Consider the following 16,493-nt stretch of genomic DNA (forward strand, 5'->3'; position numbering starts at 1 on the left):
GGCTACTTCTTCCGTGCTTCGAGGGCCTCGACGACCTGCGGCACGATCGTGAACAGATCGCCGACGATGCCGAAGTCGGCGATGTCGAAGATCGGCGCGTCGCCGTCCTTGTTGATCGCGACGATCGTCTTCGCCGTCTGCATGCCGGCGCGGTGCTGGATCGCACCGGAGATGCCGACGGCGACGTACAGCTGCGGCGACACGGACACACCGGTCTGCCCGACCTGGTGCGCGTAGGGGATGTAGCCGGCGTCGACAGCGGCTCGGGATGCACCGATGGCCGCACCGAGCGCGTCGGCGAGCTGCTCGACGAGCACGAACTGCTCCTTGGAGCCGAGACCGCGACCCCCGGAGACGACCTTCGTCGCTCCGCGGAGTTCCGGACGGGAGGATGCGACCTCCACGACCTCGACGGGCCCGGCCTTCGCCCCCGGCGCCCCGGACGCCGTGACCTCGAGCACTTCGACGGTCGGCTGGGCGACCGCCTCGCCACGGGCATCCACGGCTCCCTGGCGCACGGTGATGACCGGCGCGCCGTACGTGGGCGCCGAATCGACGAGGTAGGCACCGCCGTAGACGGAGTGGTGCGCGACGATGCCCTCATCGTCACGGGAGACGCCGATGACGTCGACCGACAGGGCGAGCTTCGCACGGGCGGCGAAGCGCCCGGCGACGTCGCGGCCGGTGATGGAGTTCGAGATCAGCACCGCATCCGGCTGCACCTTCGTGAAAGCCGCATGGAGGGCGTCGACGAGCGGAACGGTGAGGACCTCGGCGTCGGTGTCCGCGGTGAGGACGACGGACGCACCGGCGGCGGCCGCGGCATCCGTCGCCGCCTGTGAACCGCCGATGACGAGAGCCACCGGGGATCCGATTGTGGATGCCGCGCCGATCAGAGCGGCCGTCGAACTGGCAGCCTCACCCGAAGGGGTGACGTCGACGAGGACCAGTACTGCGTCTGCGGGATAGCTCATCATCACACCAGCCTGTTCTGCACGAGGAACTCGACCAGCTGCGCGCCGGCGTCACCCTCATCCGTGATCTTCACGCCCGCCGCGCGCGGGGGCTTCTCGGCGACCGCCGTCATGATCGTGCGGGGCGCGGCCGCCGGGTCGGCGGAGACGCCGAGGTCGGAGAGCGACAGCGTCTCGAGCGGCTTCTTCTTGGCCGCCATGATGCCCTTGAAGTTCGGGAAACGCGCGTCGGGCAGGGCCTCGGTGATCGAGATGACCGCAGGGTACGACACCGACACCGCCTGGCTGCCGTCGTCGGCGGCCCGGGTGCCGGAGACGCCCTCCGGCGTGATCTCGACCGCGCTCAGTGCCGTGGCCTGCGCGTAGCCGAGGTGCTCGGCGAGCATCGCGGGGATCACGCCGCCTGCACCGTCCGTCGAGAGGTTTCCGGTGATGACGAGGTCGGGCTCCGCGCGCCGGATCGCGGCGGCGAGCACCTCTGCGGTGAGGCCGAGGTCGGCGCCGACGAGCTGCTCGTCGACGATGTGCACGGCGGATGCCGCACCGATCGCGAGTGCGCGGCGGATGGATGCTGTCGACGACTCCGGTGCCATCGCGAGGGCGACGACCTCTGTGCCCTCGTTCTTGTCGGCGAACGCGAGGGCGACCTCGAGCGCACGCTCGGTGATCTCGTCGAGGACCACGTCACCGGCGGCTCGATCCGCCAATCCGGTCTCCAGATTCAGCTTTCGATCGCCATAGGTGTCCGGCACCTCTTTGACCAGGACGAAGATCTTCATCGATTGCTCCTCACGACTTCGGTCGAGTCTATCCGGGGCGCCCGTTATGTAGCCAATCCCTGGGGTGCCGGGGAGGACTCCGGCCGTCGCACCGGCGCAATGTATACAGTGACCGCCACGCTGGTGCGGACGGCCGTTCCCTGCCGCGGCGCCGATACTGTGGTGGCATGCCCCGTCCGCGCCCGCTGCCGATCGACCCGCTCGCCGAGGCGAAGCGGCAGTGGATCGCCCACGGGTGGACCGACGCCGCCGACGGGATGACCGCGGTCATCTCCGTCATGCGCGCCCAGCAGCTGCTGCTCGCCCGGGTGGACACCGCGCTGAAGCCCTTCGCGCTGTCGTTCGCCCGCTTCGAGGTCTTGCGGCTCCTCGCCTTCAGCCGTGAGGGACGTCTGCCGTTGTCCAGCGTGGTGGCACGCCTGCAGGTGCACGCCACGACCGTCACCAGCACCGCCGAGCGCCTCGTGCGCGACGGTCTCGTCGTGCGCGAACCGCATCCGCACGACGGTCGCGCCGCCATGCTCGCCCTGACGGACGCGGGACGCGATCTCGTCGAGAGAGCGACGGACGCCCTCAACGCGGAGGTGTTCGCGCGCCCCGGCCTGAGCGGGACCGACACCGCCGACCTCGTCGCGATCGTCGCGCGCCTGCGCCGGGACGCCGGCGACTTCACCGACCCCCGGCCGCAGCCCGAGCCACTCTGATGGCGTCATTCACCGTCGAGCGGATGATCCGCGCCGAGCCGGACGCCGTGTTCGAGGCCGCCCTGAACCCCGAACTGCACGTCGAGTCGATGGAGCGCTACGACGAGATTATGGTCGAAGGCCCGGCGGGCGGCGTCTTCACCGAGGGGTCGACGGTCACCTGGCGGGCACGACATTTCGGCATCCGATTCCGGCTGACGTCGGTGGTGTTCGACATCGAGCGCCCTGCAGGATTCAGCGATCGGCAGGTCGCCGGGCCGTTCGCAGCTTTCCGGCACGACCACGCCTTCCTCCCGCATCCGGAGGGCACGATCATGCGTGACACGGTCGCGTTCCGATCTCCCTTCGGCCCCATCGGCACGCTCGTCGACCGGCTTCTCATGCGCGAGTATCTGCGCCGCCTCATCGACGACCGAGGCGCCGTGCTCGCGGCATCCGTGGAGCAGTCCCGCTGACGCCCACCCCGCTCGTCCGCGCCCCTCGATTTCGCACCAGGCGGGGCGTACGCTGAGCGCCATGTCCGCGCTGAACCTGCACACCGTCCTCGAGCGTCGCGGGCCCGCTGCGGCGATCGTGCTCTCCGACGAGCAGGTCGCGTCGCTCGGCTCCGGAAAGGCGGTCCCGGTCGTCGTCTCATTCGGCGAGCGCAGCATCCGCCTTCGTCTGGCGCGGATGGGCGGACAGAACCTCATCGGATTCAGTAAAGCGGCGCGCGCCGATGCCGGCGTGGAGATCGGCGACGAGATCGACGTCACCATCACCGTCGACTCCGACGAACGCGCCGTCGAGATCCCGCCCGCTCTCGCGCAGGCGCTGGATGCCGACCCCGCCGCCCGCGCAGCGTTCGACGCCCTCGCCCCCTCGAGACGTAAAGAGATGGCGCGTCAGATCACCGAGGCGAAGCAGGACGCGACCCGTCAGCGGCGCCTGGAGAAGGCACTCGACACCCTTCGCGGCTGAGGCAGGCGACGCCTGCACGAGCATCGGACGCCTGCACGACCCAAGCCCCACGAGCGCCGTGCATCCGTCGCACGGTCGTGCATCTGTCGCGCGCGCAACGGCGCCGGTCCGGGAAGCGGCTGAAGACTCAGCGGTGCTGGAAGTCCGGCGCGCGCTTCTCCCGGAAGGCGGACATGCCCTCCTTCTGATCGACGGTGTCGAACAGCGCAGCGAACGCCTTCTTCTCGTGATCGAGCCCCGCGCTGAGTGTCGTCTCCATGGCCGCGTCCAGGGCGGCCTTCGCCGCGTAGACCGACGGCAGGCTCTTCGAGGCGATCGTCTCGGCCAGCTTCCCGGCCTCGTCGAGCAGATCGGATGCCGGCACCACCCGCGAGACGAGTCCGGCACGCTCCGCCTCCTCCGCGCCCATCATCCGCCCGGAGAGGATGAGCTCGGCGGCCTTGTAGTACCCGACGGCACGGACGAGCCGCTGCGTCCCACCCATCCCCGGGATCACGCCGAGGTTGATCTCGGGCTGTCCGAACTTCGCGGTGTCCGCGGCGAGGATGATGTCGCACATCATCGCCAGCTCGCATCCGCCGCCGAGGGCGAATCCGCTGACCGCGGCGACCACGGGCGTTCGGACGGCGGCGAAGTCGCTCCAGGCGCCGAAATGGTCGGTGGAGAGCATGTCGGATGCCGTCATCCCCTCCATCTCCTTGATGTCGGCTCCGGCGGCGAAGGCCTTCTCGGACCCCGTCACGACGATCGCGCCGACGCCGGCGTCCTCGTCGAATGCGGTCGCGGCTGCGGTCACCTCTTCGGCGACGCGGCTGTTCAGGGCGTTGAGCGCCTGCGGGCGATTCAGCGTGATCCAGCCGACGCGTCCGCGCTGCTCGACCAGGATCGTCTCGTACTCGGTCATCGATGACTCCTCACGTTCGGGTCCAGTCTGCCGGATGCCGCGGCAGGTCTGGTTGGCGGGTACCGGAGGTTTCGACTCGCCTGCGGCTCGCTCAACCCGTTTCGTCTTCGGCGCTTCGCGCCTTCGCTCAACGACCCGCATAAGAGTCCCCCACGACCCCCGCGGGTCGTTGAGCGAGCGAAGCGAGTCGAAACGGATTGAGCGAGCGAAGCGAGTCGAAACGGATTGAGCGAGCGAAGCGAGTCGAAACCGACCGACCGATCGCACGCCGTCGGATCGCAGACGCCGCCCTCACACCTCGCCGGCACGGATGTCGGTGATGATGCCCGAGAAGTCGCGCCCGGCGCCCTCCCCGGCGGCGAAGGCGGCGTAGATCTCCTGCGCGAGGCGTCCCATCCGCGCATCCGTCGACGTCTGCTCGATCGCCTGCAGCGCGAGCCCGAGGTCCTTGGCCATCAGCGCACCGGCGAACCCCGGCTGATAGTCGCGGTTCGCCGGACTCGTCGGCACGGGGCCGGGCACCGGGCAGTTCGTCGTCACCGACCAGCACTGCCCCGATGCCTGCGAGACCACGTCGAACAGCGCCTGGTGCTCGAGACCGAGACGCTCTCCGAGCACGAACGCCTCGGCGACGGCGATCTGCGACACCGCGAGGATCATGTTGTTGCAGACCTTCGCCGCCTGCCCGAGCCCCGGGCCGCCGCAGTGGACGATCCGCTTGCCCATGATCTCCAGCAACGGCAGAGCCGCGGCGAAATCCTCCTCGGACCCGCCGACCATGAACGCCAGCGTGCCGTTCTCCGCCCCGACCACACCGCCGGACACCGGCGCGTCGATGTGCCGGTGTCCCGCCTCGATCGCGAGCGCGTGTGCGGTCTGGGCCTCATCGACGGCGATGGTCGACGACTCGATGAACAACGTCCTCGGTTGTGCCGCAGACAGAAGCTCCTCCTGATAAGCGGCGATCACGTGGCGCCCCGCGGGGAACATCGTGATGACGACGTCCGCGCCGGTCACGGCATCCGCCCCGCTGCCGGCGACAGGGATCCCCGCCGCCGTGGCGGCGTCCACCGCCGCCGGCACCAGGTCGAACCCGTGCACGTCGTGACCGGCGGCGACGAGGTTGCGCGCCATCGGCAGACCCATGTGCCCGAGGCCGAGGAATGCGATGCGGGTCATGACGCCCTCCTCATGGTCGCGGAGCCGGCAGGGCGCAGCATCTCGCGCCCGACGATGAGCCGCATGATCTCGTTGGTCCCCTCGAGGATCTGATGCACGCGCAGGTCACGGACGACCCTCTCGATCCCGTAGTCCTGCAGGTAGCCGTATCCGCCGTGCAGCTGCAGTGCGCGGTTGGCGACGTCGAACCCGGCATCCGTCGCGAACCGCTTGGCCATGGCGCACCGCATCGTGGCATCCGGTGCGTGCTCGTCGACGGCCTGCGCGCCGTCGCGCACCATGAGCCGTGCGGCCTGGAGCTCCGTGCGCATGTCGGCGATCTGGAACAGGATCGACTGCTTCTCCGCGAGTGGCTCACCGAACGCGACCCGCTCGTGCACGTACTGCACAGCGCGATCGAGCGCCCATTGCGCGCCGCCGAGCGAGCAGGCGGCGATGTTCAGCCGTCCGCCGTTGAGCGCCGACATCGCGATCGCGAATCCTCGCCCCTCGTCGCCCAGCATGGCCGATGCCGGGACCCGCACCCCGTCGAAGATGACCTGTCTGGTCGGCTGAGCGTGCCATCCCATCTTCTTCTCGAGCGCACCGAAGCTCAGCCCGTCCGTGCCGCCCGGCACGAGGAACGCGCTGATTCCGGACGCCCCGCTTCCGGGGTCGCCGGTGCGCGCCATGACGACGTAGACCCCCGCCTCGCCCGCACCGGAGATGAACTGCTTGACACCTGTGAGGAGGAAGTCCTCTCCGTCGCGCACCGCGCTCGTGGCGATCGCGGCCGCGTCGGAACCCGCTCCCGGCTCGGTCAGGCAGTAGCTGCCGAACTGCTCCATGGCGGTGAGCACGGGGAGCCACTGACCGCGCTGCGATTCGTCGCCGTACGTGTCGATCATCCAGGCGACCATGTTGTGGATCGAGATGTAGGCGGCGACGGCAGGGTCGGCCTTGGCGAGCTCCTCGAAGATCGCGACGGTGTCCGTGCGGCTGAGCGCCGAGCCGCCGAACTCCTCCCGCACGTAGATGCCGCCGAGGCCGAGCTCCCCGGCACGGTGCAGCGACTCGCGGGGGAACAGGTGCTTCTCGTCGCGCTCGCCGGCGTAGGGGGCGAGCTCGGCCTCTGCGAACTCTCGGACGGCGCCGAGGATGGCCTCGCGCTCGTCGACGGTGGTGACGGTGGTCATGGCGCTCTCCTGTCGTGAAACGTCTAGTTCATGGTGGGGATGACGAAGCTGGCGCCCTCGCGCACGCCATGCGCCGGCCAGCGGCTCGTCACCGTCTTGGTCTTCGTGTAGAACCGGAAGGCGTCGGCGCCGTGCTGGTTGAGGTCGCCGAAGCCGGACTTCTTCCATCCGCCGAAGGTGAAATAGGCGATCGGCACCGGGATGGGTACGTTGACGCCCACCATCCCGACGTTCACCCGCGCCGTGAAGTCGCGGGCGGCGTCGCCGTCCCGGGTGAAGATCGCCACGCCGTTGCCCAGTTCGTGATCGGATGCCATTGCCAGGGCCTCCTCGTAGTCCCGAGCACGTGCGATCACGAGGACCGGCCCGAAGATCTCCTCCCGGTAGATCGACATGTCAGTGGTGACGTGGTCGAACAGGGTCGGACCGAGGTAGAAGCCCTCCTCGTGTCCCGGGACGGAGAAGTCGCGGCCGTCCGCGAGCAGGGTGGCGCCGGCATCCACGCCCTGCTGGATGAAGTCCTCCACCCGCTCGACGGCTGCACGGCTGACGAGCGGGCCGTAGTCGACGTCCTCGGCGAGCGCGGGGCCGACGCGGAGCTTCGCGACCCGCTCGGTCAGCTTCGCAGCCAGCTTGTCCGCGGTCTCCTCACCGACGGGGACGGCGACGGAGATCGCCATGCACCGTTCCCCCGCCGAGCCGTACCCGGCGCCGATGAGGGCGTCGGCGGCCTGATCGAGGTCGGCGTCCGGCATGACGATCATGTGGTTCTTCGCTCCGCCGAAGCACTGCGCCCGCGTGCCGTGCGCGGCGGCGGTCTCATAGATGTACTGCGCGATCGGCGTCGACCCGACGAAGCCGACCGCCTTGATGCGTTCGTCGGCGAGAAGGGTGTCGACGGCCTCCTTGTCTCCGTGCACGACGTTGAGCACGCCCTCGGGCAGGCCGGCCTCGAGGAAGAGCTCGGCGAGGCGGACCGGAACGGAGGGGTCGCGCTCACTGGGCTTGAGGACGAACGCGTTGCCGGCGGCGAGCGCGGGCGCGGCCTTCCACAGCGGGATCATGGCGGGGAAGTTGAAGGGAGTGATGCCCGCGACGACGCCGAGCGGCTGCCGCATGGAGTAGACGTCGATCCCCGCGCCGGCAGCGGTGGAGTACTCGCCCTTGAGCAGGTGCGGGGCCCCTGCGGCGAACTCGACCACCTCGAGTCCGCGCTGGATGTCGCCGCGGGCGTCGTCGACGGTCTTGCCGTGTTCGCTGGAGAGCAGAGTCGCGAGCGAGGTCATGTCCTTCTGGACGAGATCGAGGAAGCGCAGCAGCACCCTGGCACGCTTCTGCGCGTTGGTCGCCGCCCACTCGACCTGCGCCGCCTCGGCGTCGTCGATCGCGCGGCGCACCTCATCCGCCGAGGCGAGCGGCACGCGTGCCTGCACCGAACCGGTACTCGGGTCGAAGACGTCACTGAACCGGCCACCGTCCGAAACGATGAGCGATCCGCCTACCAGATGCGGGATGATTCGAGTCATTATGCACTGCTCCTCTGCGCCGCCCTTGGCGCGATGACCACAGTACTCGGGATCCCGCACATTTACTAGGGTGTCCATCTACTTGAGTGAGGGCGCGCTCATCCGGTGTTGGTCGCCTGTTCACCCCCGCGTCATCTCGCACCGGTAGAACTGCGGGTGCGCGATGACTCCGACCTGATCGGGCAGTCGGAGACCTTCGCGCCACGGTGAGCGGCGCTCCCGAAGAGACCCCCGCCGAATCGGGTCGGCGGGGGTCTTCTGCGTCTCGGACGGACTGCTCCGGGCGGGGTTGCTCAGACGGCGAAGATGCGCCAGCCTGCGGTGGATTCATCCCCCGGTTCGAGCATGAGGAGGTCGACCCCGGAGTTGAAGGCATCCGGAGGGCAGGTCATGGGTTCGACCGCGAGCCCGACACGGTGCGTGTCGTCCACGCCCGGTGTGTCCGCCGTGTGGACCTGCACCCACGGGCAGCGCTCGTCCCACGCGATCCCCGCGCCCCGGCCGTCCTCGCCGATCACGCGGACCTCGGTGCGCCCGTCGTCGTCGGCGGCGAGGTCGGTGAACGCGTGGTCGATGAACACGTCGCCGATCGGGCGCGGTGTGCGGAAGTCCCACTCCGGGTGGGCGTCGATGCGCTCGACCGCCACGGGGCTCAGGCGGTCAGGAGTCACGACGAGGACCTCGGATGCCGGCAGCGCCAGCGTCCACTCGTCCACCCGCCCTGGCCCGGCGACGAGGTACGGGTGCGGCCCCGTCCCCCATGGCGCGGCATCCGCCCCGATGTTCTCGGCCGTGACGGACTGGTGGAGTCCGTCGCCGTCCAGGCGGTACTCGACGACGACCCGCACGCGGAACGGGTACCCCGTCTGCGGCTCGATCGTCGCCTCGAGGACGACGCGATCGTCTTCGACGACACGATCGGAGTACTCGCTCCACGCGAGCAGTCCGTGCAGGGCGTGGCCGCGCTCCGGTTCGGTGAGCGGCAGCTGATGCGCGGCGCCGGCGACCGTGTACCGGCCGTCGACGATGCGATTCGGCCACGGCGCCAGCGTCACGCCGCGATAGTTCGGCCGCACGTCGTCGGCGGCGAACGGCACGACGAGGTCGCGGCCGTCGAAGGTGAGCGCGCGCAGCGTCGCTCCGACACTGGCGATCTCCGCCCGATACGGACCGGCGACGAGGGCGAACTGTCGCCCGGAACGAGGTGTGATCATCACTTCGACCTCCGCGATGTTCAGAGCCCCTGGGCGAGGCGGTGATACGCCTGGTTCCAGCGGACCTGGTTGCGGAACTCGGGCAGGGTGGTGCTCTCGTCGATGACGAGCAGCTCCAGCTCCGCCATCTCGGCGAAGTCGCGGAAGGCGTCGAGGCCGACCGCCGTCGACATGACCGTGTGGTGCGCCGCGCCGGCGGTCAGCCACGCGGCGGCGCTGGTGGTGAAGTCCGGCTGGGGCTTCCAGACCGCGCGCCCCACAGGGAGCTTGGGCAGTGCCGCACGGGGCTCGACGTTCTCGACGACGTTCGCGGTGAGACGGAAGCGGTCGCGCATGTCGCTCATCGCGACGACGATCGCCGGGCCGGGGTCGGCGGTGAACACCAGGCGCACCGGGTCGTCCTTCCCGCCGATGCCGAGCGGGTGCACCTCGAGGCTGGGCCGGGCAGAGGTGAGCGAGGGCGACACCTCGAGCATGTGCGCGCCGAGGATCAGCTCATCACCCGGGGTCATGTCGTACGTGTAGTCCTCCATGAGGCTCGCTCCGCCGGGGAGGCCGGCACCCATGACGTTGGCGATGCGCACGAGTACGGCCGTCTTCCAGTCGCCCTCCGCGCCGAAGCCGTACCCCTCGGCCATGAGCCGCTGCACCGCGAGTCCTGGAAGCTGCTTCAGCGCGCCGAGGTCCTCGAAAGACGTCGTGAACGCCCCGAATCCGCCCTCCTCCAGGAAGGACCGAAGGCCGATCTCGATGGCCGCACCGTCACGCAGGGACTGGTGCCGCTCGCCGCCGGCGCGCAGCTCGGGGGCGACCTCGTAGAGCTCCTCGTACTCGGCGACGAGCGCGTCGATCTCCGTCTCGCTCGCGGCGGCGACGGCATCGGCCAGCTCGTTGACGCCCCAGGTGTTGACCTGCACACCCAGTCGCAGCTCGGCCTCGGTCTTGTCACCCTCCGTGACCGCGACGAAGCGCATGTTGTCGCCGAAACGGGCGAGCTTCAGGTTGCGCGAGGCGGCGAGTCCGGCGGCCGCGCGCTGCCACGTGCCCAGTTCCCGGCACACCCGCGGGTCGCTCGCGTGGCCGACGATCGTCTTGCGCGGTACGCCGAGGCGGGTCTGGATGTAGCCGAACTCCCGGTCGCCGTGCGCGGCCTGGTTGAGGTTCATGAAGTCGAAGTCGATCTCGGCCCACGGAAGCTCGACGTTCGCCTGCGTGTGCAGATGCGCCAGCGGCTTCTGCAGGGCGTCGAGACCGGCGATCCACATCTTCGCGGGGCTGAACGTGTGCATCCACGCGACCAGACCGATCACCCGGTCGTCCGCATTGGCCTCGAGGGCGATCCGGCGGATCGCCGCGGAGTCCGTGAGCACGGGTTTCCAGACGATCTTCACCGGCACATCGTCGGAGGCGTCGAGGATGCGGGCGATCTCCTGCGACTGCTCGGCGACCTGCGCGAGCGTTTCGGGGCCGTAGAGGTGCTGACTCCCGGTGAGGAACCACACCTCGTAGGTGTCGAGCGAGGTGGACAGCGGGGTGCGGGTCATCGGAGAGGTCCTTCGGGTCAGAGGGATTCGACGGCGGCGGCTTCGATGGCGAGGCCGGCGCGGTAGCGGTCGAGGTAGGAGGCGAAGCCGGCGACGTCTGCGGGATCCGGGTCGGCGACGGCGAGGGATGCCGAGGCGAAGACGCCGCGGTCGAGGTAGGAGCCGAGGTCCTCGGCATCCGCATGCGCGAGGTAGGAGGCGAGCACGGCGATGCCCCACGCCCCTCCCTCCGACGCGAGGTCGCCGACGGCCACCGGTGCGCCGAGCGCTCCGGCGAGGAAGCGCTGCGCGACCCCCGCCGTGCGGAACATCCCGCCGTGCGCGAACATCCGATCGATCTCGACGCCCTCCCCCTCGAGGACCTTCATCCCGAGGGCGAGTGTGCCGAAGACGCCGTACAGCTGGGCGCGCATGACGTTGGCGAGGGTGAAGTCGCTGTCGGGGCTGCGGACGAACAGCGGCCGCCCCGCCGCGAGTCCGGCGATCGGCTCGCCGGCCAGATGGTTGTAGGCCAGCAGGCCACCGGCATCCGCTTCGCCCTCCAGCGCCTCGCGGAACAGCACGTCGAAGACCGCGTCGTCGTCCAGCGGAGTGCCGGACGCCGCGGCGAACCGTGCGAACATGCCGGCCCAGGCCGCGAGTTCGCTGGCACCGTTGTTGCAGTGCACCATCGCGACCGGGTCCCCGGCCGGGGTGGTGACGAGGTCGAGCTCATGGTGCACGTTCTCGAGCGGTCGCTCCAGCACGACCATCGCGAAGATGCTCGTGCCCGCGCTGACGTTGCCGGTACGGGGCGCGACGGAGTTCGTCGCGACCATTCCGGTGCCCGCATCGCCTTCCGGCGGGCACAGCGGCACTCCCGCCCGGAGCGCGCCGCTCGGATCGAGCAGGGATGCCCCGTCTTCCGTGAGCGTGCCGGCGGCCGCGCCGGCGGGCAGCACCCGTGGGAGCAGTTCTCGCACCGGGCGTCCGAGGCGCTCGGAGGCGAGCGCGTCGTAGGCGTCCAGCATCCGCTGGTCGTAGTCGCCCGTCGCCGAATCGATCGGGAACATACCGGATGCGTCGCCGACGCCCAAGACCTTCTCGCCCGTGAGCCGGTGGTGCACGTACCCCGCGAGGGTCGTGACGAAGTCGAGCCGCGGGACGTGCTGCTCCTCATCGAGGACGGCCTGGTGGAGGTGCGCGATCGACCACCGCAGCGGGATGTTCACCCCGAACAGGCCGGTGAGCTCCTCCGCCGCGGCGGCGGTGTTCGTGTTGCGCCAGGTGCGGAACGGCACGAGCAGCTCGCCCGTCTCGTCGAAGGCGAGGTAGCCGTGCATCATCGCGGAGACGCCGATCGCGCCGAACGTCCAGGGTCGGATGCCGTGCCGCGACCCCGCGTCGTCGACGAGCGCGGCGTACGCGGCCTGCAGCCCTTTCCACACCTCGTCCAAGGCGTACGTCCACAGGCCGTCCTCGAGGCGGTTCTCCCAGGAGAAGGAGCCGGTCGCGAGGACCTCGGTCGCGTCCTCACCGATCAGGCACGCCTTGATGCGCGTCGAGCCGAGCTCGATGCCGAGGCTCGTCCGGCCGGCGGTGATGTCGTCGGCCGCGCTCATCGGCGTGCGTCCGTGCTCTGGCCGTACACGTTCTGGTAGCGGTCGAAGAGGCGATCGATCGCCTCCTGCGGGATGGGGACGAGCGGGCCGGCCTCGCGCGCGTAGTGGACGGCGCGGGCGACGTCCTCGACCATGACGGCGGCCTTGACCGCGTCCTTCGCATCCGTGCCGATCGTGAAGGGGCCGTGGTTCTGCATGAGCACGGCGCGCGACCGATGACCGGTGAGGGTCTCGACGATCCCGCGGCCGATCGAGTCGTCGCCGATGATCGCGAACGGTCCTACGGGGATCGGTCCGCCGAACTCGTCCGCCATGGCCGTGATCACGCAGGGGATCTCCTCGCCGCGGGCGGCCCAGGCGACGGCGAAGGTGGAGTGGGTGTGCACGACGCCGCCGACCTCCGGCATGTGCCGGTACACGTAGGCGTGCGCCGCGGTGTCGCTCGACGGGCTGCGGTCACTGCCGGGTGTGCCGGGGATCGGGGTGCCGTCGAGATCGCACAGGATCATGTTCTCGGGCGTCAGGTCGTCGTAGCTCACGCCGGAGGGCTTGATGACGAACAGGTCGGCGCCGGGGACGCGCCCCGAGACGTTGCCGCCCGTCCAGACCACGAGCCCGTATCGGACGAGTTCGCCGTGGAGCCGGGCGACGTCCGCTCGGACGGTGGCGATCGCTTCTTCCACCTCAGGGGGGAACGCGGGGGCTTCGTTGCTCACTGCTACCTCGTCATCTCAGGACTGTGACCGGTCACGGTACATGCAATCACGTCGGGGTACGGGCGTCAAGATCGCGCGGAGCGAGCTGGGCTGCGGCGAGGCGTCCGCCGATGCCGGGGCATGACTCCGGAGGTTTTCTGCGTTCGCGCGGAAAGTCGCGGGAGCTGAGCGCCGGAACGTCACATTCTCCGGAGTCACGCCCGGTCGGCCGGGGGCGCGGCGACCGAATCGCGCACGACGAGGACAGGTGAGACCGGCTCGAGATCGGACGGCTGAGCGTCGACAGGCGCTGTGAGTGCGGCGACGGCCCGGCGGGCGAGTTCCTCGAAATCCTGGCGGACCGTGGTGAGCCTCGGCCAGTAGTACGCCGCATCGGGCACGTCGTCGAAGCCGATCACGCTGATGTCCGCGGGCACCGCGACCCCCGCCTCGTGGAGTCCGCCGAGCAGCCCGAGCGCCATCTGGTCGTTCGCGGCGAAGACGGCGGTGACTCCGGCGGCGAGGATCTCCGGGACGGCGTCGTGACCGGAGCGCGCACTCCAGTCCCCCGCGATCACCGGCCCGGCGGGCAACCCCCTCGCGATGAGCTCCGCCGCGTATCCGTCCGCTCTGGACTCCGCCTCCAGCCAGTCGGCGGGTCCGGCGAGATGGGCGATCCTCACGTGCCCTGCTTCGGCGAGCGCGGCGACGGCGAGGCGGGCGCCTGCGGCCTGGTCGACCGACAGGCCCGTCGTCCCCTGACCGGCCGAGTGCAGCGTGAGCACGGGGATGCCGACGCTCAGGCCCTCCAGCGTGCGAAGGGTCCGCGCGTGCGGGGCGACGACGACGATCCCCTCGACACCCTGGGCTGCGAGGTGGTCGACGGCCGCGGCGACGGCATTCGCATCTCCGGAGTCCGCGAACGCGGCACTCACCCAGTAGCCCGCCGCGCGCGCGGAGGCCTCGATCGCCGCGATGCTCCGGGACGGCCCATACTGCAGCGCGTCGGAGGCGAGCACGCCGAGCGTGCGGGACCGCCGCGTCCCCAGTGCGCGCGCGGCGTTGTTCATGCGGTAGCCGAGCTCCGCCATCGCGCGCTCGACGCGGACCTTCGTGTCCGCCGCGACATCGGGGTGGGCGTTGAGCACGCGGGACACCGTCTGCCGGGAGACACCGGCGAGCGCGGCGACATCACGCACACCGACGGTGCGCGCCGTCGTGCCGTCGGCGTTGCGGAAGTCGTTCATCGCCCCGAGTGTACGGTGTGCCGCTCGCCGGCCCCGGCGTGCCAATCTGTACACATGCGCATCGCACTCACCGGATCATCAGGCAAGCTCGGCACCGTCGTGGCACGTGAACTCCGCGAGAACGGGTTCGACGTCATCGGCATGGACGTCACAGGACGGCGCGATCCGTCGTTCGTCCAGGTCGACCTCACCGACTACGGTCAGGTCGTCGACGCGTTCACCGGCGTCGGAGACCGGCACGACGGCATCGACGCCGTCGTGCATCTCGGCGCAATCCCCGCTCCCGGCATCCGCAGCGACGTGGCGACCTTCCACAACAACATGACCGCGACGTTCAACGTCTTCTGGGCCGCCGTCCGCTCCGGCATCCGGCGTATCGTCTACGCGTCGAGCGAGACCGTGCTCGGCCTGCCGTTCGATGTGCCGCCGCCCTACATCCCCGTCGACGAGGAGTATCCGCCCCGTCCGGAGTCCGTGTACTCGCTGGTCAAGACGATGGAGGAGGGCATGGCGACGGAGCTCGTCCGTTGGCACCCCGACCTCTCCATCACGGCGCTGCGCTTCTCGAACGTGATGAACCCGGAGGACTACGCCGAGTTCCCGTCGTTCGACGCCGATGCGCAGCTGCGCAAGTGGAACCTCTGGGGGTACATCGACGCCCGCGACGGCGCTCAGGCCGTGCAGCGCGCATTGGAGACCGCGCCCCCGGGGTTCGACCGCTTCATCATCGCGGCGGCCGACACCGTGATGTCGCGGCCGAACAGCGAGCTCATCGCCGAGGTCTTCCCCTCCGTGCCCGTCACGCGGGAGGTCAAGGCCAACGAGACGCTGCTGTCCATCGACAAGGCACGCCGTCTCCTCGGCTTCGACCCCCGGCACTCCTGGCGCGACCACGTCTGACGGGCGGGCCGGGCACCCTGCGGATCAGCCGATCGTGGCGAGGATCGCCGCGGAGAGCCACCGCCCGAAACGGCCGAGCCCCGGCTCGTCATCCTTCTCCGTCGGAGTGGAGGCGCGCAGGAGCTCGGCCTCGGGGTCGGGTCGGCCGTTGATGATCGCGACGAGTTCGAGGTAGCGCCCCTCGGTGGCGCGGTACCCATCGTGCTGCAGCGCCTCGGCCGTGATCTCGTCGACGCGGCTGTACACATCAGCCAGCCGCCTGCGCAGGTCGTCGTCGATGGTGACGTCAGCGGCCGTCGCGCTCTGTCGGACGAACTCGTCGGCGAGCCGGACGACGGCGGGATCCTCCGGCTCGAGACCTGCGCCCCGGGCCGCACCGAGCTTCGTCATCACGTCGCCGCCTGCTGCAGAGATGAACTCCCGCACGGCCGGAGTCGACATCCGCTCCCCGACCTCGTTCGCATACGTCTCCCGGAGATAGACGCGGGTCTTCTCCCGGAACGCTTCATCCTTCAGCAGTTCCGAGAGACTGATCCACGCATCCAGCTGCTGTGGGGAGGGGTCATCCGCCAGCCGGGGCTGCTCGTCCCGCATCTTCTCGATCGCCGCATCCGGCAGACCGGAGGAGACGACCTCCAGGAAATCGTCGACCGTTCGCTGTCGTTCCGCGTCGGACATCGACACGAGCCGCTGCAGGAGATTCGCGCGTTCCGCGGTGCTCCCTTCGCGCACGAGGGCACGGAGGACGGCCCTCTTCTCCTGAAGTTCTCGCGCGCTGCTCTCGACGACGTCGAGGTGCTCGGCGAGCAGATCACGCAAGGACACCGTTCCGGTGAGGACGCGACGGATCTGTTCCAACCCGGTGTCGAGCCCGCGCAGCGTGCGGATGAACTCGAAGCGTGCGATGGCGTCGAGATCGTAGAGGCGATGCCCGCCGACGGTCTCGCCGGCGGGCATCACGAGCCCTTCGTCGGAGTAGTAACGGATGGCGCTGACGCTCAGGCCTGTGCGGCGTGCGACGTCACCGATGAGGTGGAGGGAGTCTTGTGTCTCGTTCATGTCCTCCACCCTGCGACCTCAAGCGGCGTGAG

At 69.8% G+C, this 16,493-nt stretch carries 16 protein-coding genes; 4 read left to right on the forward strand and 12 right to left on the reverse strand.

Going from position 1 to position 16,493, the window contains the following annotated elements:
• Positions 1-2 precede the first annotated feature (2 nt).
• Positions 3-977 (reverse strand): electron transfer flavoprotein subunit alpha/FixB family protein, encoded by a 975-nt coding sequence (locus tag HD600_RS04090; protein WP_184281698.1) that lies wholly within the window; start codon positions 975-977, stop codon positions 3-5.
• Positions 977-1,753: an electron transfer flavoprotein subunit beta/FixA family protein gene (locus tag HD600_RS04095; RefSeq protein ID WP_144792962.1), complete on the reverse strand. Its 777-nt coding sequence runs from the start codon at positions 1,751-1,753 to the stop codon at positions 977-979. The genes HD600_RS04090 and HD600_RS04095 overlap by 1 nt, the downstream gene beginning before the upstream one ends.
• 167 nt (positions 1,754-1,920) lie before the next feature.
• Between HD600_RS04095 and HD600_RS04100 the strand changes: the two genes are divergently transcribed.
• The 3 genes from HD600_RS04100 (at position 1,921) to HD600_RS04110 (ending at position 3,417) form a co-directional block, all read left to right on the forward strand.
• Entirely contained in the window at positions 1,921-2,457 is a 537-nt protein-coding gene (locus tag HD600_RS04100; RefSeq protein ID WP_184281700.1) for a MarR family winged helix-turn-helix transcriptional regulator, read from the forward strand.
• Positions 2,457-2,912: an SRPBCC family protein gene (locus HD600_RS04105; protein WP_184281702.1), complete on the forward strand. Its 456-nt coding sequence runs from the start codon at positions 2,457-2,459 to the stop codon at positions 2,910-2,912. Before HD600_RS04100 ends, HD600_RS04105 begins: the two co-directional genes overlap by 1 nt.
• 61 nt (positions 2,913-2,973) lie before the next feature.
• The gene (locus HD600_RS04110; protein ID WP_184281704.1) at positions 2,974-3,417 is read left to right on the forward strand and encodes a YdeI/OmpD-associated family protein; all 444 of its coding nucleotides are present in this window, start codon (positions 2,974-2,976) and stop codon (positions 3,415-3,417) included.
• A gap of 127 nt (positions 3,418-3,544) precedes the next feature.
• Here the strand turns inward: HD600_RS04110 and HD600_RS04115 are convergent, their stop codons facing one another.
• The 9 genes from HD600_RS04115 to HD600_RS04155 form a co-directional block, all read right to left on the reverse strand.
• On the reverse strand, positions 3,545-4,321 hold the full coding sequence (locus HD600_RS04115) for an enoyl-CoA hydratase (RefSeq protein WP_184281706.1): 777 nt from the start codon (positions 4,319-4,321) through the stop codon (positions 3,545-3,547).
• 291 nt (positions 4,322-4,612) lie between these two features.
• Positions 4,613-5,500 carry a 3-hydroxyisobutyrate dehydrogenase gene (gene mmsB / locus HD600_RS04120; RefSeq protein WP_184281708.1) on the reverse strand — a complete coding sequence of 296 codons (888 nt, stop codon included), beginning with the start codon at positions 5,498-5,500 and terminating at the stop codon, positions 4,613-4,615.
• A complete protein-coding gene (locus HD600_RS04125; RefSeq protein ID WP_184281710.1) occupies positions 5,497-6,675 on the reverse strand; it encodes an acyl-CoA dehydrogenase family protein in 1,179 nt (392 codons plus the stop codon). Before HD600_RS04125 ends, mmsB begins: the two co-directional genes overlap by 4 nt.
• Positions 6,676-6,698: 23 nt before the next feature.
• Complete coding sequence (locus tag HD600_RS04130; protein WP_184281712.1) at positions 6,699-8,201, reverse strand: CoA-acylating methylmalonate-semialdehyde dehydrogenase; 1,503 nt, start codon at positions 8,199-8,201, stop codon at positions 6,699-6,701.
• 293 nt (positions 8,202-8,494) lie between these two features.
• Positions 8,495-9,415 (reverse strand): aldose 1-epimerase family protein, encoded by a 921-nt coding sequence (locus tag HD600_RS04135; RefSeq protein WP_184281714.1) that lies wholly within the window; start codon positions 9,413-9,415, stop codon positions 8,495-8,497.
• Between the two features lie 20 nt (positions 9,416-9,435).
• Entirely contained in the window at positions 9,436-10,959 is a 1,524-nt protein-coding gene (araA, locus tag HD600_RS04140) for an L-arabinose isomerase (protein WP_184281716.1), read from the reverse strand.
• A 17-nt stretch (positions 10,960-10,976) separates the two neighbouring features.
• Complete coding sequence (locus tag HD600_RS04145) at positions 10,977-12,560, reverse strand: xylulokinase (protein ID WP_184281718.1); 1,584 nt, start codon at positions 12,558-12,560, stop codon at positions 10,977-10,979.
• Positions 12,557-13,276, reverse strand: a complete 720-nt coding sequence (locus tag HD600_RS04150) for an L-ribulose-5-phosphate 4-epimerase (RefSeq protein WP_184281720.1) — start codon at positions 13,274-13,276, stop codon at positions 12,557-12,559. Before HD600_RS04150 ends, HD600_RS04145 begins: the two co-directional genes overlap by 4 nt.
• Positions 13,277-13,470: 194 nt before the next feature.
• Positions 13,471-14,502: a LacI family DNA-binding transcriptional regulator gene (locus HD600_RS04155; RefSeq protein ID WP_184281722.1), complete on the reverse strand. Its 1,032-nt coding sequence runs from the start codon at positions 14,500-14,502 to the stop codon at positions 13,471-13,473.
• 54 nt (positions 14,503-14,556) lie between these two features.
• Here HD600_RS04155 and HD600_RS04160 point away from each other — a divergent pair, with 54 nt between their 5' ends.
• Positions 14,557-15,402: an NAD-dependent epimerase/dehydratase family protein gene (locus tag HD600_RS04160; RefSeq protein ID WP_184281724.1), complete on the forward strand. Its 846-nt coding sequence runs from the start codon at positions 14,557-14,559 to the stop codon at positions 15,400-15,402.
• Positions 15,403-15,426: 24 nt separating this feature from the next.
• On the opposite strand, the gene HD600_RS04165 is transcribed toward HD600_RS04160, so the two are convergent.
• The gene (locus HD600_RS04165) at positions 15,427-16,461 is read right to left on the reverse strand and encodes a helix-turn-helix domain-containing protein (protein WP_184281726.1); all 1,035 of its coding nucleotides are present in this window, start codon (positions 16,459-16,461) and stop codon (positions 15,427-15,429) included.
• Positions 16,462-16,493 lie beyond the last annotated feature (32 nt).

Source organism: Microbacterium ginsengiterrae, assembly GCF_014205075.1.
Classification (GTDB): domain Bacteria; phylum Actinomycetota; class Actinomycetes; order Actinomycetales; family Microbacteriaceae; genus Microbacterium; species Microbacterium ginsengiterrae.